Origin of the sequence: Pantoea sp. GCM10028869 (genome assembly GCF_042666835.1) — a bacterium.
Classification (GTDB): domain Bacteria; phylum Pseudomonadota; class Gammaproteobacteria; order Enterobacterales; family Enterobacteriaceae; genus Pantoea; species Pantoea leporis.
In genome coordinates this window covers 580,115-601,132 of record NZ_JBHTGO010000001.1, presented here as the reverse complement: position 1 = coordinate 601,132, position 21,018 = coordinate 580,115, and the positions used below count along the sequence as shown (strand labels likewise).

Here is a 21,018-nt window from a genome sequence, read left to right as displayed (position 1 = left end):
TATGCCACCATGCGCGAAACCACATGATAAGAGAGTAAGCCGATGGCGGCAGCTGATGATACTGCAATGATAATAAAGGAAATGATCATCGGTATTGTCAGGTTGTGTAATTTATTCATAATAATTCCCCCTATGATTAATACATTTCGAGATGAAACTAAAATTAATATGTGTCATGTGCCTTTCTATTTGCTTTTAAATAATAACATTACGCAATCAGTGCTATCACTATTAGCATCACACTTCTGAATCGGTAAAAACATGACCACGGTCAGTATGCTTTGGGAAAATATAATTAAAATGTGGTTTTTATTTTCGCACGCTTTTTTATTTTCAATTCACTGTCACGGGGTTAATTATGACCGTTATTCCTATTCAGCCAAAACGTCCGGAAGCATCCGCGCGTCCCTATTATCAGCAGGATAACGCCGCCGTATTTAAAGCCATCAACAGCTCACCCGCGGGGTTGAGCAGCACCGACGCACAGCAACGACTGGACGCCGACGGGCCGAACGTGCTGCCGCAAAAGGCGGAAAAATCACTGCTGATGCGTTTTCTGGCGCATTTCAAAGATGTACTGATCTACATCCTGCTGGCTGCGGCGGTGATCACCGCGGTGATGGGCCATTGGGTGGATACCTTTGTGATTCTCGGCGTGGCGGTGATCAACGCCCTGATCGGCTTCATTCAGGAAAGCAACGCCGAAAAGTCGCTGAAAAGCATCCAGAACATGATGTCGAGCGATGCCATGGTGCTGCGCGATGGCCAGCAGATCACCGTCGCTACGCAGCATCTGGTGGTCGGCGATGTGGTAATGCTGCGCCCAGGCGATAAGATCCCGGCGGATTTGCGGCTGTTCGAGGTACATAACTTGCGCGTCGAAGAGGCGATTCTGACCGGCGAATCCACGGTGGTATCAAAGAACACCGTGGCACTTGAGGGTGAAAAAGGGCTCGGCGATCGCCTGAATCTGGCCTATTCCGGCACCACCGTCAGTTCAGGTACCGCGCTGGGCGTGGTGATCGCCACTGGCGGCGACACCGAGCTGGGCCACATCAATGCGATGATCTCCTCGATTGAAGAGGCGAAAACCCCGCTGCTGATGCAGATCGACAAACTCGGAAAAGCCATCTTCGCCATCATCATGTTGATGATGGCGGCGCTGTTTGTGTTTGGTTATCTGCTGCGCGACATCGCGGTAACGGAGCTGCTGCTGTCGGTGATCAGCCTCGCGGTAGCGGCGGTGCCGGAAGGTCTACCGGCGATTATTTCGATCATTCTGTCGCTTGGCGTGCAGTCGATGGCACGCAATCACGCCATCATTCGCAAGCTGCCGACGGTTGAAACGCTCGGTGCCATGACGGTGATCTGCTCGGATAAAACCGGCACGCTGACCATGAACGAGATGACGGTGAAAGCGGTGGTGCTGGCGAACAGCCAATGGCGCATCAGCGGTAACAGCTATGAGCCTAAAGGTGAATTTACCCTTGAAGCGGGTCAGCAGAGCGATGCGCTGATGCAGGGCTTCCTGCAGGTGGTGGATATCTGTAACGAAAGCCAGCTGCGTCAGGATGCCAACGGCAACTGGGGCATTGTCGGTGGCCCAACGGAAGGGGCGCTGAAAGTGCTGGCCGCCAAGGCGGGCATTCACAGTGACAAGGTGCAGATCCTGAGCAAGCTGCCGTTTGACTCGGCCTACAAATACATGGCGGTGAGCTGCCTGATTGATGGCAAACCGTGCCTGCTGATGACCGGCGCGCCTGATGTGTTGCTGTCGCTGTGTCAGCAGCAGCAGGGTGCTACCGATGCGGAAGTGATTGATCGCGAGTATTGGGAAGCGGCGATCACCACCTACGCCAGCGAAGGGTTGCGCACCGTCGCCGCCGCGTGGCGCTGGCTGCCGGAAGCGCAGCACCACATCGATCATGAGGATTTACGCAACGGCATGAAGATGCTGGGCCTGGCGTGCATGATGGATCCGCCGCGTCCGGAAGCCATCACCGCGATTCGCGACTGCCAGCAGGCAGGGATTCGCGTGAAGATGATCACCGGCGATCACCCGGAAACCGCGATGGCGATTGGCCAGATGCTGGGCATTGGTAACAGCGATTCTGCCATCACCGGTTACCAGCTGGAGCACATGGATGATGCCGAGTTGGGCGTGGCTGCGCGTAAATACGACATTTTTGCCCGTACCAGCCCTGAGCATAAGCTGCGTCTGGTGAAAGCGCTGGAGAGCAGCGGTGAGATCGTCGGCATGACCGGTGATGGCGTCAATGATGCGCCCGCGCTGAAGCAGGCCAACGTTGGTATCGCGATGGGTATCAAAGGCACCGAAGTGACCAAAGAGGCGGCGGATATGATCCTCGCCGACGACAACTTCGCCACCATCGCGGCGGCAGTGAAAGAGGGCCGACGCGTCTACGATAACCTGAAGAAAACCATTCTGTTTATCATGCCGACCAACCTCGCGCAGGGATTGCTGATCATCATTGCGATTCTGATGGGCAACCTGCTGCCGCTAACACCGGTGCAGATTCTGTGGATGAACATGGCGACCTCGGCAACGCTGTCGTTTGGTCTGGCATTTGAACCGGCAGAGCGCAACATCATGCGCCGCCCGCCGCGTAACGCACGCAGCCCGGTGATGGACGCTTACGCCATCTGGCGCGTCATCTTCGTCGGCCTGCTGATTTCGATTAGCGCCTTTGTGCTGGAAGCCTGGCTCCAGCCGCGCGGCTATACGCCGGAGTTCATCCGCACCGTGCTGCTGCAGATGCTGGTCACCGCGCAGTGGGTTTACATGCTGAACTGCCGTAACAGCAACGGATTCTCGCTGGATGCCGGTTTGCTGAAAAACCGTGGCATCTGGCTGGTCACCGTGGTGCTTATCGCGCTGCAGGCGATGATTATCTATGTTCCCTTGATGAATACGCTGTTTGGCACCGCGCCATTGCCGTTCAAATACTGGCTAATTTCGCTGGCGGTGAGCGCCGGGATCTTTGTGCTGGTGGAGATAGAGAAGCGCCTGACACGCGGCTGGCGCCTGGCACGTTAACGTAAGTTGGCTGGCGCAACGCCAGCCAACCCTTTTTCATTCAGCGGAAGACGCTGATTCACGCTGCATCACCAGACTGAGCGCAGCGGGCAATACCGTCAGCGTCATCACCGTTCCCACCAGCAATCCACCAATGATGGCGTAGGCCATCGGCCCCCAAAACACCTGATGTGAGATGGGAATCATGCCTAAAATCGCGGCGCAGGCGGTGAGAAGAATCGGGCGGGCACGATGCTCAGCCGCTTGGCTTACTGCATCATTGCGCGACATGCCAGCACGCAGATTGCTATCGGCTTCCATGATCAGGATCACCGCGTTGCGGATGATCATGCCAGCCAGCGCAATCATACCGAGCAGGGCGACAAATCCCATCGGCGTGCCGCTGGGCAGCATTGCCAGAACAATGCCAGGCAGTCCAAAAGGCGCCATCGCCAATGCCAGCAACATGCGCGATACGCGTTGCAGCTGCACCATCAGCAGTATCAGCATGACAAACAACGTCACCGGCAAAACGGCAAACACTGAGCCGTTACCTTTATCCGATTCGGCAACCGTGCCCTCTTCATCAAGGGTGTAACCCGGCGCTAATCCGGCACGCAGCTGCTGGACATCTGCGCTGAGCTGCGCGGATGTGGTCTTCGCTTGCATGCCCGCCGCTACATCAGTTTGTACCACCACATAGGGAAAACCCTGGCGACGCCACATCACCGGATCCTGCAATCCCCACTGCAGTGTCGCAACCTGGCCGATGGCAATCTTCGCGCCTGACGCGGTGGTCAGTTTCAACGCAGCAAGGCTGGTTAAATCCAGCCGGTCAGCATCGTTGGCGCGCAACAGCACATCAACCAGCCGGTTATGATCTCTCACGGTAGTCACGCTTTGACCGGACCACACGCGGTTCAGCAGCTGCGCGATATCCTGTGAAGAGACGCCAGCCGCGCGGGCTACGGTTTGGTTCACCGCAAAGGTGATGACGCGTTCCGGCTCGCCCGCTGTCAGGTTTACGCTGCGCGTCGCGCGGGATTGCCCGAGGATGCTGGCCAGCTTTTCCGCATACTGTTTCACCCGCTCGTAGTGCGGCCCGCTGATGCGATAGCGGATCGGCCAGCCAATCGGCGGACCCAGTTCCAGCGGCGATACGCGCGTCACCACATCGCTGAAATCGCGTGCCAGCAGGCGATCGAGTTCAGCTTTCAACCGCTCCCTCGCCGCCAGATTTTTGGCTACCACCACCAGCTGGGCGATGTTTTCATCATCGTTCAGCACGTCCATCGGCAGATAAAAACGCACGGCGCCGCTGCCGCTATAGGAGGAGAAATGGTCGATATTGGTGTTGCCGCTGAGTTTCGCTTCGAGCTGTTCTACCACGCTTAAGGTGCGCGCCTGCGAGGCGTTCGCCGGCAGCGTGAGGCTGACCAGCAGCTCCGGGCGATCGGATGCCGGGAAAAACTCGCCCTGCAGGTGGCTCATGCCCCAGATGGCGAGCAGCAGCGATGCGCCCGCCAGGCCGAGCGTCAAGCCCCGATGGCGTAACACCTGTGAAACCAGACGGCGATAGAGGCGCAGCAACCAACCGGGCTCAGCGTGCGGTTTACCTGGCCTTGATGACAGGATCCAGCTGCCGGTCAGCGGAGAAAACAACACCGCAACGCCCCATGAACTGAGCAGCGAGATCAGCACCACCACAAACAGCGAGTAGCAATACTCCCCCGCGCCGGACGCGGCGAAGCCGACGGGAATGAAACCGGCAATCATCACCAGCGTGCCGGTGAGCATCGGAAATGCGGTGGTTTCAAAGGCTACGGTAGCGGCGCGCCAGCGGGAATCACCGGCTTCGAGTCGGGCGACCATGATCTCCACGGCGATAATCGCGTCATCCACCAACAACCCCAGCGCGATGATCAGCGCGCCAAGTGAAATGCGTTGCAGCCCAATGCCCGCCAGCATCATGCCGGTAAAGGTCATCGCCAGCACCAGAGGAATCGCCGCCGCCACAACTAAACCGGCACGCAGCCCGAGCGAGACGAAAGAGACGGCCAGCACGATAAAGATGGCTTCACCGAGCACCCGCACAAATCCGCTGACCGCGTCGTTGACCACCCGCGACTGATCCGCCACTTTCGTTACCTCAATTCCGTGCGGCAGTTGGCTGGCAATCCGCGACATTTTGTCCGTTAACGCGTGGCCAAAATCCAGCATATTGCCGGTCGGCGCCATGGAGATCGCCAGCCCAATCGCTGGCTTACCGTTGACGCGATAGAGCGGCGTTGGCGGTTCCGCCGCCACACGCGTCAGCGTGACGATATCGGTCAGGGGAATGTAGCGATCGTTGATGTGCAGCGTCACGGCGCGCAGGCTCTGTTCCGAGTTGAAGGCACCGCTGACGCGCAGCGCGATGTTATCGCTGTTGGTGCGAATGACGCCTGTGGGTGACAAGGCATTCTGCGCCTGCAAGGCATCGGTGACCTGTTGCAGGCTCAGGCCCATTCCCGCGAGCGTGCGCGGAGAGAAGCTCGCCACAATCTGCTGCTCCTGCACGCCGAGCAACGTAATTTTGCCGACATCCGGTACGCTCATCAGCCGATCGCGAATCGACTCAACGCGATCGCGCAGTTCACGTGTGCTGAATCCTTCAGCAGTAAAACCGTAAATCGTGCCAAAAGTATCGTCAAAATCATCATTGACCGCCGGTGCCGCAACGCCCGCAGGCAGCGCGGAGCTGACATCCTGCATTTTCTTGCGTACCTGATACCAGATGTCCTGCACTTTGCCGGGCGGCGTGCTGTCGCGCAGATTGACAAAGATAACGGTTTTTCCGGGATGCGTTTCGCTCTGCACGTAATCCAGATAGGGCACTTCCTGCAGCTTTTTCTCCAGCGGTTCAGTCAGCAGTTGCACCGTATCGTCGAGATCGGCACCGGGCCATTGCGCGGAGACCACGGCGGTTTTGATGGTAAAGGCGGGATCTTCGTTGCGCGGCAGCGCCTGATAGCTGAGCACGCCAGCGCCAACGATCATCAGCATCAGAAAAGCCATCAGCTGTTGATGAGCCAGCGCCCAGGCGGAAAGGTTGAATTTATCGCGAGCGGAAGGTTCACTCATGGCTGCTCATCTCCCCGCGCAACCGCTTCGCCATCGCGCAGTGTGCTGACGCCTGCCGTGACCACGCTTTCGCCTGCAGTGAGACCACTGGCGATATAGACTTCGCTGGCGGTGAAGCGGGAAATCACCACCGTGCGGCGTGTGACCTTGCCGCGCTGCGCATCCAGCACAAACACCGCCGGTTTGTCCGCCAGGCGCGTCAGCACGGATGCAGGAAGGATAAAGGTGCGGGGATCGCTCTCCGGTAGTGCCACGCTGACGCTGGCGCCCAACAGCATCGCTGGCGGTGGATCGTCTAGCGTTAATCGAACCCGCCAGGTCCGCGTTTGCGGGTCGGCCTGCGGGCTGATATCGCGCAGATGCGCCTGCGCGGTGATCGCCGGTGAAGAGAGCAGAGTTACGCGAAAGGCATCGCTGGGGAGCGAGGAAAATGCTGCCGGGAAAGGCACATCCAGAACCACATCCCGCCGCGCACCGCTTGCCAGTGACATCACCGTTTGACCGGTGCTCACGACCTGTCCGGCAGAGGCGCTGACGGCGGTGATCACGCCGCTAAAAGGAGCCGTCAGCTGCGTCCAGCGTAGATTTTCCTGCGCGCTGTTGAGTGCGGCTTCGCTGCTTTGCAGGTGCGCCGCAGCGGATTGCCAATCGGATTGCGCGCTGTCGAGCTGCGCCCGTGCAATCGCACCGGAAGGCATCAACTGTTTCATACGATGTAGATTCAGCGCCGCAACGCGTTCAGCTGCCCGCGCGCTGTCGGTGTCCGCCATCGCGCTGCGTAACGCATTGGCGGTAGTGCTGCTCTCTAACGTTGCCAGCACCTGACCGGCGTCAACACGATCGCCCACTTCGGCAGGGCGCGTCAGAATCCGCCCATCCAGCCTGAAACCCAATGATGTTTCGTCGTGGGCATGAATATCGCCGGTCATCTGCACCTGTTGCCCTTGCAGGGCGGGCTTCACGGTGATGAATTTTACCGGTCGGGGAGGCGCGGGTGGTAAGGGATCGCGTGGCCCGCAGGCAGTCAGCGACAAGGCGATGACCACCATGCAGGGCAACAATGGCAGTAACGTTATCAGGCGTTGTGCATCGATAAGATGGTCGGCGGCCTGTTTGACCAGGCCGGTGAAAGAGTCAGTCATGGCGCCACTCCGTACAAGGATTTGGCGCCATTAAAACGGCGAACTGTCGAGATTCGTTGTACGGCGAGTCAAGATCCTGTCAAGAGCGCTTAAAACGGTGCCGGACTGACGTCCGGCAGGAAAATCGCCAGGCTGAGGCCGCCCTCTTTGGGTAGTTTGGCGCTGATCCTGCCACCGTGCGCCGCGCAGATGGCGCGAGCGATCGACAGGCCCAGCCCGCTACCGCCTGAGTGGCGCGCGCGCGAGGTTTCACCGCGCGTGAAGCGTTCAAACATCTCGGGCAGAAATTCAGGCGCCACGCCGGGGCCATCATCTCTGAATTCGATGCTGCAGCCTCCCGGCACCGCGCGGGCAGTAATCTGCAACTGGCCCGCAGGTTTGCCATAGCGCAAGGCGTTTTCAATCAACACGCTAAACACCTGACCCAGGCGGAAGGGATCGGCGCGGCAGGTGAGCGTGCTGTCTGCTGCCACGCTGATGATCATGCCGCTGGCTTCGGCTTGCGGTCGCACCCAGGCCACGCGCTCCCGCGCCAGTTCTCCGGGGTTGATCTCATGCAGATCCAACTTGAGTTGTCCGGCGTCGGCCAGCGACAGCAGGTGGAGCTCATCGATCAGTCGGCTCATGTGGCGCAGCTGTTTCATGATCATCTCCAGCTGCTGCGGTTCCGGCTGAAACACGCCATCCAGCAGACCTTGTAACCGGCCAATGGCGGCCGTCAGCGGCGAACGGAGTTCGTGTGCCAGCGCCACGTGCGAGGCGCGCAGTTCACGATCGTAGATCGCCAACTGCTGGCTCATGCGATTAAAGTCGTGTGCGAAGTGCAACAGCTCCGCCGGCGCGCTTTTTACAATGGTGGCGGCGGAACCAAACTGTCCTTCGGATACCCGATCAGCGGTTTTTTTCAGGTGGCTAAACTGCAACGCCAGCGGGCGGGCGTTGCGCAGAACGGTGAAGGCAACAAACGGCGTAATGATGAAAATCAGGATGATCACCATCAGCCAGTCAGCGGCACCCACCGAAGGATCGGAGTAGCGCACGCCCCAGCGTTCATCAACGATCTCGTGGAAGCGTGGCAGATTGGTTTGCGGATGCGCACGCAGTGTCAGAAATTCCTGGCGCATCGCCGGCGGCATATGGTGGATGATCCACAGGTTTTGCAGCGCAAAGCGCAGGAACATAATGCCGGCGACGGCAATCACCGTGACGATGGCCAGCGTCAAAATACGCACGCAGATCCAGCGCCACAGCGTTTGAGGAGGTGACTTTTTCATGGCTGTCTGAACCTGTAACCCACGCCGCGCACGTTGAGTAATATCTCGGATAAACCGGCGTTTTCGAGCTTCTTACGCAGGTTGTAGACGTGGGTGTCGATCACCCTTTCCAGCGCCTCGCTTTCAGGCATGCAGGTTTCGATCAGATAGTGACGGCTGAGTGCGCGCACCGGCGCTCGCATCAGGGTCACCAGCAGGGAAAATTCGGTTGGCGTGAGTTCAACGCGTGTTGGCTGTTGCTCTGGCTGCGCGACCATTGCAGTCATCGCGGCAGTATTGACCTCAAGCGCCTGCCAGCGCAGCACTTCATCCTCCGCAACGGCCGCCCGGCTGCGGCGCAGCACCGCCTGCACGCGCGCCACCACTTCGCCCGGATAATAGGGTTTCACGACGTAGTCATCCGCGCCTAAGCGCAGCGCGCCGATTCTGTCGGGCGTGTCGGTCATCGCGGTAATCATAATTACCGGCGTGTCCGCGCGTCGTCGCACGGCAGCCAGCACCTCGGTGCCGTTCATGCCGGGCAACATGATGTCGAGCAGAATGAGATCGGGTTTCCACTTCTCAACGCGCTCAAGTCCGCTATGCCCATCGCCGGCAATCTCCACGGCGTATCCTTCACGTAGCAGATAGGCTTCCAGCACGTCTGCCGCGTCTGCATCATCCTCAATAACCAATACTCGTCTGTTGTTCATGGCTCACCTTGACAGTTTCTTCATAAATCCCTGGCACGTTATTGACAATGCTTCGGGATACTCCAATCCGTGACGCAACGCCCGGGCAAGGGGCTAAAAACAGATGGGTAACTGAGGTGACACGATGATAACGAGAAAAAAGGCGCTGTACAGTGGCTGTTTGTTACTGGTCAGTATCAGTACCAGCAGCCGCGCTGATGACAGCGCAGCGCAGGATGGCGTGATGATTGGCGTGGGCGCGCAGACCACGCCGACATACAGCGGCGCAGATAAGCAACGCTGGCAAGCGGTGCCGATGTTGCAGGCCAGAAAAGGTGCCTTTTTCGTCGATTCGCAAAAGGGGGTCGGCTACGATCTGCAAAGCGACAGCGGCCTGTATCTGGAGCATTCGCTGGGATATGGCCTGGGCAGGGCAGACAAGGATTCCGACTGGCGCGACGGTTCTGACAAGCTGCGTGGCATGGGCACGATCAATGCCACGCTCAACACCGCTATTGCGGCCGGTTGGGCGGTCTCGCCGTGGCTGGTCCTCGAAGCGAAAGCCGTGCTGCCGCTGACAGACAGTCAGGGCGTGAATTATCGCACCTCGGTAACGTTAATTCCGCTGCAAAGCCAGCAGGATAGCCTTTCCTTGCAGACGTCCGCGTTGTTTGGGGATGCGCGTTACATGCAAACCTGGTACGGCGTTAGTGCGCGTCAAAGCGTGAAAAGTGGCTATGCGACTTACTCACCGGCAGCGGGATTTTATGGGGTGGAAACCGACCTGACATGGAGTCATCAGTTTACCCAGCATTGGGGCGGCGCGTTAAGTGCAGGCTACACGTGGCTGGACGATCACGCGGCGGACAGTTCCATCGTGTTCAGGCAGAATCAGCTGACCGCAACAGCGGCGGTGACCTATACGTTTTAAAGATTTGAATGGCGTTTAAGCCCGCACCGCTGTAAGGAAATCCACTACAGCGGGCGGCTTGAGTGAGAAAGATTATTTATGCGGGACTTCAGAGATCTCTTTCACGTCACTTTTATTGATTTGCTGCTTCACGCCATTGGCATCGACGTAACCCAGCAGGCCGGTTTCAGCATCCTGTGGTTTGCCATCGGTGACGATGGTGCGTCCATCATTGGTGTGGATGGCGTACGAGGTACGCGTACATCCGGTTAAAGCGGACAGGGCAATAAGCGCAGTAATAGAAAGCAAAATTGATTTTTTCATTAGTCTCTCCAGGCTGTTAAAAGGATATTAATTATCCAGTTCGCTCATGTTGGTAATCTTGTCGCGATTGATCTGCTCAGTTTTACCGGTTTGCGCATCCTTGTAAGAAACAAGGCCCGTGTCACTGTCGATTTGCGGCTTACCAGACGTCACAATCGTGCGTCCGTCGGTGGTCTTAATCGCCTGATTTGAAGAGCAAGCGGTCAATGTCATTGCCATAAAAGTGCCAAGAAATGCCGTTGCCAGTACTGTTTTTTTCATCGTGATGAGTTCCTTTCAGTGGAATAAGTTTTAACTACCTAAATAGCTTAGAACATTTTCCCGAAACAGCCAGAAACCCGGCGCATCTGCGCTGTTTAACCCGACTCAGATGGCGGTTCATGCCGCGCGCTTAGCGGATCTCATTCACATACATAAAGTGTTCAGTACTAAAACGGTGGTGCGCCAAAATTACCGGCAGGGCACTTTGATCAAACGACACTTCATCAATCACCATCACGGCGTGCGGCAAACTCAGCTCCAGCAGCGCCGCATCCTCTTCATTCGCCAGCGTAGCGGTAATTTGTTCACGCACGGCGGCGACGCGCAGGTCGTAGCGCTCAAACAAATAGCGATAAAGCAGCGGCGGTAACTGATCGGCTGCTGGGAAATCGGCCAGTCGCGCCGAGGGCAGCACCAGCGTTTCATGCATCGCGGCGATGCCCTTCACGCGACGCAAACGCTTCAGCCGGATCACTTCATCGCCCTTACCAATTTGCAGTTTCTCTGCTTCGTCGGCGCTGGCAAGACTCAGTTGATAATCCAGTAATCGGGTATCGGATTGCAGCAATCCGCCGGTTTTATCGTGCAGGCGAAAATACTGGAAAAAGTGGCTGAGATTGTGCAGCGGCGCCCAGCCGGTTACCACGGTCCCGGTTTTGCGACGTCGCATCAGCATGCCTTCCGTGGTCAGCGCCGCCAGCGCTTTGCGCACGGTGCCCACCGACACACCAAACTTCGCCGCCAGGCTATTTTCACTCGGCAAAATCGTGCCCGCGGGCAGTTCACCTTGCAGGATCGATTCGCTGATATGGCGCTTGACCACTTCATACAGCGGCGCACCTTCACCTTCGCTGAGTCTGGCGAAAGGTTGAGCGTGGTTCGCGTCATAGTTTTTTTGCATGTTTCCGATTACCGATTGACCTCAGTCGTTGAATTGCATTATCTATAAACTATATAGAAATACAACAGACGATAATCCTATGACGCAAAATCCACGGTTTAACAACGCATTAGCGATGATTGCTCATGACGGCGCGCAAATGACGGATGACCTTAAACAGATGCTGGAGGTGGATACCTGCTTCCCGCCGGGCAACGGTTATGGCGCATTTGCTGACCTGATGACGCACTTGTTAGCACCGCTGGATTTTCACTTTGCGCGCGTCTCCGTGCCGGAACATTTATGGCAGGCACCGGACGGCAGCGCGTACGGTGAACGCGTCAATTTGCTGGCATCGCTTGATGCTGGTGCCGCTGAAAACTGCAATCTCTATTTCCATACCGATACCGTGCCCGCCGGCGATGGCTGGCGTTTTCCAGCGCTCACGCTGACCGCAGCGGAAGGCAAGCTGTTTGGGCGCGGCGCAGCAGACATGAAAGGCACCATTGTTGCCGCGATGGCGGCAGTGCGCGCGGCACAGGCGGCGGCCATCCCGCTGCGTTTTAATCCGGTATTTCTGCTGTGTAGCGATGAAGAGGGCGGCTTGTATCCCGGCATTCGTTATCTGGCGGAACAACAGCTTTTCTCCGGTCACCTGCTCAGCTTCAACGGCGGCGCGGTGCCGCGCATCTGGGCCGGTTGCTTTGGCAGCATCGATCTCAAAGTGATTATCACCGGACGTTCGGCGCACTCCGGCGATCCGGTTAACGGCATTAATGCTATTGAAGCGGCGCTGCCAATGATGAACGCGCTATATCAGCTGAAGCTCGAGGTGGAACAACGCACCTCGGAGATGCCTTCTCCGCCGCACTATCACGGCAAACCGCTGACGTCACTGTTAACGCTGGCCGCTGCGCAGGGCGGCAGCAAAGGATCAACCATTCCTGAACGGTTTGAGCTGCTGATTAACCGCCGCTACGCGCCGGAAGAGCGCTTTGACGCGGTGTGGCAGGAGCTGACGCACTGTGTGGAAAGTGCGATGCGCGACAGCCCCGCGCTCGACGTCACGCTGCAAATGATTGGCCATCTGGCGCCGGTCGCTAATCCGGACGGTCCGCACTGGCCGCGCTGGCAGGCGGCGCTGAGTCAGGGTTTTGGCTTCCAACCCAGCGAATTCAAACCCTGGGGATCGTCCACCAGTTCCGATATGGGCTGGGTCCAGCAAGCCGGGATTCAGGAGATTTTACTCGGCGGCCTCGCCCGTCCTGACAACCGCATTCATGCCGCCGATGAGTACACCACGCTGGCAGATGTGATCGCACTTTCGCAGTCCATTCTGGCGTATCTCGCCGATGATTTTCAGCCAACCCAGGGTAATTAACTAATCACGAGGAAGAGAAGATGTGCGCAATGAAAGGGTTAAACCGCAGACAGTTTATCGCCAGTTCTACCGCTCTGACGGGCGCAGCGATGCTGCCCTGGTCGTTCTCGGCCCATGCCGCGCAGGTGGCGAGCGCCACGCCGGGCGGCACGGCGCGTAAAGGCGGTGTGCTGCGCATCAGCGTTGATCAAGCCGTCGGCGTGTTAAATCCACATCAGGTGCGCGTCAACCCGGAATATCTGGTGGCGGAACTGCTGTACAGCGGCTTAACGCGTCTGACGCAGGAGATGGAAGCCGAAGCCGATTTGGCGCAATCCTGGCAGGCCAGCGCCGATCTTAAACAGTGGACGTTTACCCTGCGCCCGAACCTAAAGTTCAGCGACGGTTCCGCGCTGACTTCCGCCGATGTGGTCGCCAGCCTGCAGGCGCTGCTCGATCCGAAAAATGCCTCGCCAGCACTGCATAACATTGGGCCGATTAACGCCGTCAGCGCGCCAGATACCAACACGGTTTTGATTGAAACCGATGCGCCTTACGCCGATTTGCCGGTGATGCTGGCTTATCCGGATGCGAAAATCATCCCCGCCAGTATCGTGCAAGGTCAGTATGACAAGCTGAGCAAAGCCTCGTTCGGCGCCGGTCCTTTCCAGCTGGTCTCCTACGATCCAGAACGCAAAATTGTGGTGAAGCGCAATCCGCATTACTACGATCCGGCGCGTCCCTATCTGGATGGCGTGGAAGTGGTGGTCTATCCCGATGGCATCGCGGAGAGTTCCGCGCTGATCTCCGGTGACACCGATCTGATGCTGAGCGCGCAGTCGAGCGAGTTCGCGCGCCTGTCCAAATCTTCCGGCGTGCTGCCGCTGCGCGTGGCCTCCGGCCAGTTCCTCAATGTGAACATGGGCTGCGACCAAAAACCGTTTAACGATGTGCGGGTACGTCAGGCGCTGGCACTGTGCGTTGATCGTCAGGCGTCGGTGGATTTCGTGGCGGATGGCCTGGGTTCACCGGGCAACGACACGCCGATTAACGGCGCGTATCCGTTCTTCGCCAACCTGGCGAAAAAAGCGGTGGATTACAGCAAAGCCAAAGCGCTGCTGGCGGAGGCCGGTTATCCCAACGGTATCGATTTAACACTCATCGCTTCCGACAAACCGGCCACCCGCACGCAACTGGGCATCGCCCTGCGCGAGATGGCGAAACAGGGCGGTTTCCGCATCAACGTGCAGACCATGGCGCACAGCACCTATCTCGATCAGGTGTGGAAGAAGGGCAACTTCTACGTTGGCTTCTACAACATGCAGCCGACGCCAGACGCGGTGTTCTCGCTGCTCTACACCTCAACCGCATCCTGGAATGAAACGCGCTGGAACAACGCGGAGTTTGATAAAGCGGTAAGTGCGGCGCGTGAAACCCGTGATGAAGCACAGCGCACCACGCTGTATGGCAAAGCGCAGCAGCTGATGCATGACGAAGTGCCATCGGTGATCCCGACCTTCTTCGATCTGCTCGCCGCCAGCCGCGATTATGTCGGCGGATATCATCTGCATCCGCGCGGTGCGGTATTCCGTCTTGACCATGTCTGGTTAACCGACAAAGCGCCGAAGCGCGCAGTGTAAGGAGCGAACGTGACAGCAAGTTATCTGCTCAAACGCCTTCTGCTGATGGTTTACACCTTGTTAGTGGTGTCGCTGCTGGTTTTTGGCATCACGCAACTGTTACCGGCCGATGCGGCTGTCACCTTGCTGGGACAAAACGCCACGCCGGAAGCGCTAGCGGCGGTGCGTGAACGTCTGGGGCTGGATGCCCCAGCGTGGCTGCAATATTGGCATTGGCTGACGCAGGCGCTGCAGGGCAACTTTGGCGTATCGATGCGCAATGGCCTTGAAGTGGCGCCGACGCTGCTGACGGCATTATCACGCTCGCTGCTGCTGGCGGTGTGCGCCTTAATTCTGATGCTGATTATCGCGATTCCCCTCGGCATCTGGGCGGCGGTGCGCCGTGGCAAAACCGCCGATGTGCTGGTGAGTGTCATCTCCTATATCGGCATCTCCTTCCCGGAGTTCGTCACCGCCACGCTGGTGCTGCTGCTGTTTGCTGATGTCTGGCAGATTTTGCCCGCCACCGGCTATGTGCCGCTCAGTGAGAACTTCGTCAGCGGGATCCAGCACCTGATTCTACCTTCGGTGACCGTGGCGCTGATTCTGGTGGCGCACGTCTCGCGCATGGTGCGCTCAGAAATGGTTGATGTGTTGCATACCGATTACATCCGCGCCGCGTGGCTGAAAGGCTTATCGCGTCGCCGCATTCTCTGGCGACATGCGCTGCGTAACGGCTTGTTGCCGACCATCACCATTGTGGCGCTGGATGTTGGTTACCTGCTGGGCGGCATTGTGGTGGTGGAGGAGATCTTCGCCATTCCCGGCATTGGCCGCGAACTGATTGTCGCCGTGCAGGCGCGCGATCTGCCCACCATTCAGGCTGGCGTGATGATTCTCGCCGCGACCTATTCAGTGGTGAATTTCCTGGCTGATTTGGCCTATGTCACTCTCGATAAGCGGATCTCCTATGCCTGATATGTTGAAACGTTTGCTGCGTTCACCGCAGGGTGCCGCTGGCGTGCTGATTATCTTGCTGGCGCTGCTGATGGTGGTGGGCGGTGCGCACGTTGCGCCTTTTGATCCTGAATCGATCTCCATCCTGACGCGCTATAAGCCGCCCAGCGCGGAACACTGGTTTGGTACCGATCAGATGGGCCGCGATATCTTCAGCCGCGTGCTGGTGGGCGCACGCTCAACCATTCTACTGTCGCTGCTGGCGACCGCGCTGGCGATGGTAATCGGTTCGGTGCTCGGTACCGCCAGCGCCTATCTGGGCGGCAAATTTGATGAGTTCATGATGCGCACCATGGATGCGGTGATGGCGATTCCCAGCCTGCTGTTTGCGTTGCTGATTGTCAGCACGCTTGGGCAGAGCAGCATGAACGCGGTGCTGGCGATCACTATCGCCTTTGTGCCGGGCATGGTGCGCATCTCGCGCAGCGTGGCATTGGCCGCCCGCCAGCAGGATTACATCAACGCCGCCATCGCGCGCGGCGAAGCCGGGCACTACATCATTCTGCGAGAAATGCTGCCGAATATTCTGGCGCCGATCATCGTGGAAGCCACCATTCGCGTTGCCTTCGCCATCATGCTGTTTGCCACCTTGAGTTTTCTGGGTTTGGGCGCGCAGCCGCCAGAGCCAGAATGGGGATTGATGGTCTCTGAAGCGCGCGCTTACTTCTTTAATGCGCCGTGGATGATGATGATTCCGGGCCTCGCCATCGCATTGGTCGCCATTGGGTTTAATTTACTGGGTGACGGGCTGCGTGATGTGCTCAACCCAAGGAGCCACTGATGAGTGACAAGCTTACACCGGTGCTGTCGGTGGAAAATTACAGCCTCGATTACGCGTTAGCCAACGGACATGCGCTACCGGTACTGCGTGACATCAACCTGCAGGTGATGCCCGGCGAAGTGTTGGGGCTGGTGGGCGAATCGGGTTCCGGCAAAACCACGCTCGGCTGGGCGATCATGCGCTGGCTGGCGGGCAATGCGCGCGAGCTGCAGGGCGACATTCGTCTCAACGGCGAGAGCCTGCTGACTTTACCCGCGGCCAAACTGACAGCGCTGCGCGGTGCCAAACTCGGCATGATTTTTCAGGATCCCAGCGCCTCGCTCAATCCCACGCTGACCTTGGGTGAGCAGGTCACCGAAGTGTTACGCCGCCATCGCGGTTTATCGGCGCGTGAAGCGCAGGAGATGGGCGAATCGCTGCTGCACGACGTTGAACTTAAAAATCCGGCGCGCATGATGCGCCGCTATCCGCATCAGGTGTCGGGTGGCGAGAAGCAGCGCATCCTGATCGCCACCGCGTTTGCCTGCCAGCCGGACTGCATGATTTTTGATGAGCCAACCACCGCGCTGGATGTGATCAGCTCGGCGCAAATCCTCGATCTGTACGAGCGTTTGCGCGAAGAGACCGGCGTTGCGTCGCTCTACATCTCGCACGATCTGGCGTTGGTGGCCAAAGTGGCTAATCGCGTCTGTGTGCTGGAACAGGGACGCATTGTCGAACAGGCCGACACGCGCAGCCTGTTTAGCGCGCCGCAAAACGCCTATACGCGCAAGCTGATTGAGGCGGTACCCAATCCGCAGCACCGGCTGGTGCAGGACGCGCCCGGCAACCAACCGTTACTCGGCCTAAAGCAGCTGACCATCGACTACGGCAAACAAGGTCTTCTTGATCGTCTGCTGAAGCGTGAAGCCAATACCACGCGCGCCGCCAATGCGGTTGCGCTCACCGTTCATCAGGGAGAAATTCTCGGCGTGGTTGGTGAATCGGGTTCCGGCAAATCCTCGCTCGGTAAAGCCATTACCGGCCTGGTGCCGTTCAGCGGCGAGCTCGACTTTTGTGGCTACGCGCTGCATGGCCGGGCGCAAATGGATAAAGAGTATCGCCGCCGCGTGCAGATGATTTTCCAGCATCCAGATGCCTCGCTGAATCCGCGCATGACCATTGGCGAAATCATCGCACGGCCACTGCGGTTGTATGGTGTACCCGCAGGTGAAACCGAAGCGCAGGCGGTCGCGCGCCTGCTGCAGGAAGTGCGTTTGCCGGCGGAGTTTGCGCAGCGTTATCCGCATGCACTGTCCGGCGGGCAGAAGCAGCGCGTCGCAATCGCCCGTGCGTTTGCCAATCCGCCGGATTTGGTGATTTGTGACGAGATCACCGCCGCGCTCGACGTCTCGGTGCAGGCCACCATTATCGAACTGCTGCTGGAACTGCGCCGCCGCTACGGCACCGCGTATCTGTTTATCACCCACGATCTCAACCTGATTCGCCAAATCGCCCATCGTGTCGCCGTGATGTATCGCGGTGACGTGGTGGAAGTGCTGCCCGGCGAAAACATGACGGCGCTGGCGCAACATCCTTATACCCGTGCACTGCTTGATGCGGTGCATATTCCCGACTTATCCAAGTCCGTTGCATGACGAGAGAAACATGAAGCCTGAACAGTTGATTCATCATATCGATCGCGATTTTTGCCTCTCATTCCTGGCAAAAATGGTGCAGCACAAAAGCTACAGCGCCACCGATGGCGAGCGTGAATTGGCGAAATACATGGCCGCGCAGATGGCGCAGCTGGGCCTGGAAACCGAACTGCAGAACGTGCCCGGCGACAGGCTGAATGCCATCGGACGATTGGCAGGCAGCGGCGGCGGCAAAAGCCTGCTGTTCAACGGGCATCTGGATACCAATCCGGTCACCGAAGGCTGGACCGTCGATCCCTGGGAAGGAAAAATCGACGAACAGTTTATCTACGGTATTGGCGTTTCGAACATGAAAGCGGGTGATGCTGCCTATTTTTGCGCGTTGAAAACGCTGATTGATGCTGGTGTGAAGCTGAAAGGCGATGTGATTCTGACCTACGTGGTGGGCGAGTTGCAGGGCGGCATTGGTACGCTGGCGGCGATTGAGCAAGGTGTGCGCGCCGACTACTTCATCAATGCCGAACCCACCGATCTGCAAGCGCTGACCATGCACGCCGGTTCGCTGATGTTTACTATTGAGCTCACCGGCGATACGCGCCATCTGTCAAAAAGGGAAGAAGCGGTGGATGCGATCAGCGCCGCCGTCGAGCTGATTCCGCAGATTAACGGCATAACCTTTAGCGGCGCGAAAACCGCTGAGCATCGCAAGATTAACCGTGGTCATATCGGTACCGTGCATGGCGCGTTAGGCCGCGATCTGGAAGAGTGGCGACCGCCGCAGGTGGCTGACTTTGTGCGCTTAAAAGGCTCGGCACGTTTCGCGCCAGGACAAACGGTGGAAGGTGTGCTCGCCGATCTGCAGGCGCTGCTGAACACGTTGTGCCAGCGCTATCCGGGACTGAAAGCCGAGCTTTATGATGATGGCATCCGTGATAAACCCACCATGTTGCCGTTCGAAGTGTCACCGGAATCCGCCATCGTCAAAGCGGTGAATCGCGGCTGGAAAACCGTGCGCGGCACCGAACAGCCCACCGGCGTGATCACGCCTCCGGCGTTCTTCGGCACCGATGCGGCACATCTCTATCAGCATGCGGGCATGGAAGGGATCGTCTGTGGGCCAGGCGGCAAATACAACACCATGCCGGATGAGCGCGTTGAAATCAGTGAATTCCTCGATATGGTGCGCATCTATCTGCTGGCCATTCTGGAGATTTGTCAGCCGGTTGAGGCCGCGTAATTCAGGTTTAAGCGCTGATGAGAGCTGGTAGGATTTAGCCTGACGCAGGACGTTGAACTGAATGATTTATCAGTAACCGTTCTCGCATTACGTTTCGATATGAAATAGGCCACGACGGAGAACATCGCGAGCTATGCCATTTACCGCGAGGCGCATTAAATGGCGTGGTTCTGATGCTTACCAATATTCGGGTTTAACCGCAGGTTTTTTACGCGTCGCAACCCGAACAGGAAACTGGCATGCATCAAGCTCTTCATTGGTGATAGTTCTGCGTATCCAGTGACTATGATTCTGCAGTGAACCCGGAACACCACGTACGTTGCCCTGGCGGTGCGGTAAAATGATCCCGATACGAATGTCGGGAAAATCTTCGCGAATAGCCTTGAGTGCTGGCGTCATGTCGGTGTCAGCCGATACTAACACCAGTTGCGCGATCCTCTCTTCTATTGGCAACGTCTGCTGTTTAGCAAACAAACGATACATGCTGATGGCAATATTCACGTCGGTTTCTTTCTCTTCCAGCTCCCAGATATCCACCTTATCCAGGCGTGATGCTGGCACGCTTTTACTGATGAAACGCGGAGCCCGAGCGTGCTCAAGCCGATGACGTCCGGTAAATATATTAATTCCGGTCGTCTTCAGCGCGCGAATATAAGTATCCTGAGCGTGTCGGGATTCGATGCCGCGTGTGGCGAGATGGGGAATAACCGAGGAGGTGTAATAGTTTACTGTTTCAATTATGGCAGTCGGATCCTGTACCCGGCATATATGCGACAGCAGCAATGACAAGTTGAGCCATTTATAAGGCGTACCTGCCAGCAGCCCATAAAATACATTGTATCCGTCAATAAAAACTGCAGTACGCACTCTTATCCTTCCTTAAGATACGAAAAAACCGGCCTGAGCCGGTTTTTTCACCCTAACGGCCAGCGAACTGAATCGCTGCGTACAGGGTTGAGTTGTGTGGCTAACTTATCAGCATTACTGGCTAAACTCAAGTTGCTCAAGGTGAAATCTAAGCCATAAAGTTTGTAAAATTAGGCTCTTCTTTCGGCTTCAGCAATAGTGCTGCAGTATTTAACTTTGGAAAATCAGGAGATATGCGAATGGTCTTGCTTCAGATTAATGGTAATTCTAATTAAAAGTAACAAGTGCAAATGAAATTTTAAAATATCCATTAACCTGAATTGCTAATTTAAATAACTATCTCAACTGACTATCCTTACTTCCACGGCGGTTATAACCGCTGATCGCTGCCTGTTTTTTATCGATCTTGCTCTGGCAATTCACGCAGTAACGCACACCAGCCAATGCTGCGCGACGCGCTTCCGGGATCGGTTCGCCGCACTCGTCGCAAAATTCAGCACTTTCACCGTGCCCGAGATTTTCACGAGCGCGGGCCACCGCATCATCTACCGTGGCATCAATTTGTTTGTGCACCGCACCGTCTTCTGACCAACCGCCAGCCATACTTCACCTCCGCAAATACTCATGCTCTGAGTATAAGACATGACGTGATTTATGCCGGGCAGCTCAAATTTTCACGCGTATTTAACATGGTTGACACATCATCGCGCGCCATCCTAGACTGCGGCTTGTTCCAAGGGGTGCTCTGTTAAGGGGCTGAGATTCTACCGGCTGGCGTGTATGCGCGGGCAACGTAGTGACCCTCCGAACCTGATCCGGCTAATACCGGCGTAGGGATGCGGAACCGCAGGGCGATATCGCGCCCTGATTCCCTCTTT

General features: G+C 57.3%; 17 protein-coding genes and 1 riboswitch. Of the genes, 8 read left to right on the top strand and 9 right to left on the bottom strand.

Going from position 1 to position 21,018, the window contains the following annotated elements; all coding sequences use genetic code 11:
* Positions 1-358 precede the first annotated feature (358 nt).
* The gene (locus ACFQW4_RS02765; protein ID WP_377723648.1) at positions 359-3,058 is read left to right on the top strand and encodes a cation-transporting P-type ATPase; all 2,700 of its coding nucleotides are present in this window, start codon (positions 359-361) and stop codon (positions 3,056-3,058) included.
* Between the two features lie 36 nt (positions 3,059-3,094).
* Here ACFQW4_RS02765 and ACFQW4_RS02760 read toward each other — a convergent pair whose 3' ends face one another.
* The 4 genes from ACFQW4_RS02760 to ACFQW4_RS02745 form a co-directional block, all read right to left on the bottom strand.
* Entirely contained in the window at positions 3,095-6,160 is a 3,066-nt protein-coding gene (locus ACFQW4_RS02760) for an efflux RND transporter permease subunit (protein WP_377723646.1), read from the bottom strand.
* Entirely contained in the window at positions 6,157-7,302 is a 1,146-nt protein-coding gene (locus ACFQW4_RS02755) for an efflux RND transporter periplasmic adaptor subunit (RefSeq protein ID WP_377723644.1), read from the bottom strand. Before ACFQW4_RS02755 ends, ACFQW4_RS02760 begins: the two co-directional genes overlap by 4 nt.
* Before the next feature lie 89 nt (positions 7,303-7,391).
* Positions 7,392-8,576, bottom strand: a complete 1,185-nt coding sequence (locus tag ACFQW4_RS02750; protein ID WP_377723643.1) for a sensor histidine kinase — start codon at positions 8,574-8,576, stop codon at positions 7,392-7,394.
* Positions 8,573-9,268, bottom strand: coding sequence for a response regulator transcription factor (locus tag ACFQW4_RS02745; RefSeq protein ID WP_377723641.1), 696 nt, complete (start codon positions 9,266-9,268; stop codon positions 8,573-8,575). Before ACFQW4_RS02745 ends, ACFQW4_RS02750 begins: the two co-directional genes overlap by 4 nt.
* Before the next feature lie 124 nt (positions 9,269-9,392).
* Here ACFQW4_RS02745 and ACFQW4_RS02740 point away from each other — a divergent pair, with 124 nt between their 5' ends.
* The gene (locus tag ACFQW4_RS02740; protein ID WP_377723639.1) at positions 9,393-10,178 is read left to right on the top strand and encodes a MipA/OmpV family protein; all 786 of its coding nucleotides are present in this window, start codon (positions 9,393-9,395) and stop codon (positions 10,176-10,178) included.
* 72 nt (positions 10,179-10,250) lie between these two features.
* Here ACFQW4_RS02740 and ACFQW4_RS02735 read toward each other — a convergent pair whose 3' ends face one another.
* From ACFQW4_RS02735 to ACFQW4_RS02725, 3 genes are all read right to left on the bottom strand, one after another.
* A complete protein-coding gene (locus ACFQW4_RS02735) occupies positions 10,251-10,481 on the bottom strand; it encodes a YgdI/YgdR family lipoprotein (RefSeq protein ID WP_222184172.1) in 231 nt (76 codons plus the stop codon).
* A 27-nt stretch (positions 10,482-10,508) separates the two neighbouring features.
* Complete coding sequence (locus ACFQW4_RS02730; protein ID WP_007885913.1) at positions 10,509-10,742, bottom strand: YgdI/YgdR family lipoprotein; 234 nt, start codon at positions 10,740-10,742, stop codon at positions 10,509-10,511.
* A gap of 130 nt (positions 10,743-10,872) precedes the next feature.
* Positions 10,873-11,643 carry a GntR family transcriptional regulator gene (locus ACFQW4_RS02725; RefSeq protein WP_377723636.1) on the bottom strand — a complete coding sequence of 257 codons (771 nt, stop codon included), beginning with the start codon at positions 11,641-11,643 and terminating at the stop codon, positions 10,873-10,875.
* A gap of 79 nt (positions 11,644-11,722) precedes the next feature.
* Here ACFQW4_RS02725 and ACFQW4_RS02720 point away from each other — a divergent pair, with 79 nt between their 5' ends.
* The 6 genes from ACFQW4_RS02720 to ACFQW4_RS02695 are packed head-to-tail and all read left to right on the top strand — an operon-like array spanning position 11,723 to position 19,273.
* A complete protein-coding gene (locus ACFQW4_RS02720; RefSeq protein ID WP_377723634.1) occupies positions 11,723-13,003 on the top strand; it encodes a M20 family metallopeptidase in 1,281 nt (426 codons plus the stop codon).
* 20 nt (positions 13,004-13,023) lie between these two features.
* Positions 13,024-14,622: an ABC transporter substrate-binding protein gene (locus ACFQW4_RS02715; RefSeq protein WP_377723632.1), complete on the top strand. Its 1,599-nt coding sequence runs from the start codon at positions 13,024-13,026 to the stop codon at positions 14,620-14,622.
* A gap of 9 nt (positions 14,623-14,631) precedes the next feature.
* Complete coding sequence (locus ACFQW4_RS02710) at positions 14,632-15,579, top strand: ABC transporter permease (protein WP_007885920.1); 948 nt, start codon at positions 14,632-14,634, stop codon at positions 15,577-15,579.
* On the top strand, positions 15,572-16,399 hold the full coding sequence (locus ACFQW4_RS02705; protein WP_101761269.1) for an ABC transporter permease: 828 nt from the start codon (positions 15,572-15,574) through the stop codon (positions 16,397-16,399). The genes ACFQW4_RS02710 and ACFQW4_RS02705 overlap by 8 nt, the downstream gene beginning before the upstream one ends.
* Positions 16,399-18,036: a dipeptide ABC transporter ATP-binding protein gene (locus tag ACFQW4_RS02700; protein ID WP_377723629.1), complete on the top strand. Its 1,638-nt coding sequence runs from the start codon at positions 16,399-16,401 to the stop codon at positions 18,034-18,036. The genes ACFQW4_RS02705 and ACFQW4_RS02700 overlap by 1 nt, the downstream gene beginning before the upstream one ends.
* Before the next feature lie 10 nt (positions 18,037-18,046).
* Complete coding sequence (locus ACFQW4_RS02695) at positions 18,047-19,273, top strand: M20 family metallopeptidase (RefSeq protein ID WP_222234110.1); 1,227 nt, start codon at positions 18,047-18,049, stop codon at positions 19,271-19,273.
* A 177-nt stretch (positions 19,274-19,450) separates the two neighbouring features.
* On the opposite strand, the gene ACFQW4_RS02690 is transcribed toward ACFQW4_RS02695, so the two are convergent.
* Both ACFQW4_RS02690 and ACFQW4_RS02685 read right to left on the bottom strand, forming a co-directional pair.
* Positions 19,451-20,140 carry an NYN domain-containing protein gene (locus tag ACFQW4_RS02690; RefSeq protein WP_377723627.1) on the bottom strand — a complete coding sequence of 230 codons (690 nt, stop codon included), beginning with the start codon at positions 20,138-20,140 and terminating at the stop codon, positions 19,451-19,453.
* Positions 20,141-20,476: 336 nt separating this feature from the next.
* Entirely contained in the window at positions 20,477-20,743 is a 267-nt protein-coding gene (locus ACFQW4_RS02685; RefSeq protein ID WP_008110643.1) for a DksA/TraR family C4-type zinc finger protein, read from the bottom strand.
* A gap of 123 nt (positions 20,744-20,866) precedes the next feature.
* A riboswitch (TPP riboswitch) is annotated at positions 20,867-20,994 on the top strand.
* The last annotated feature ends 24 nt before the right edge of the window (positions 20,995-21,018 follow it).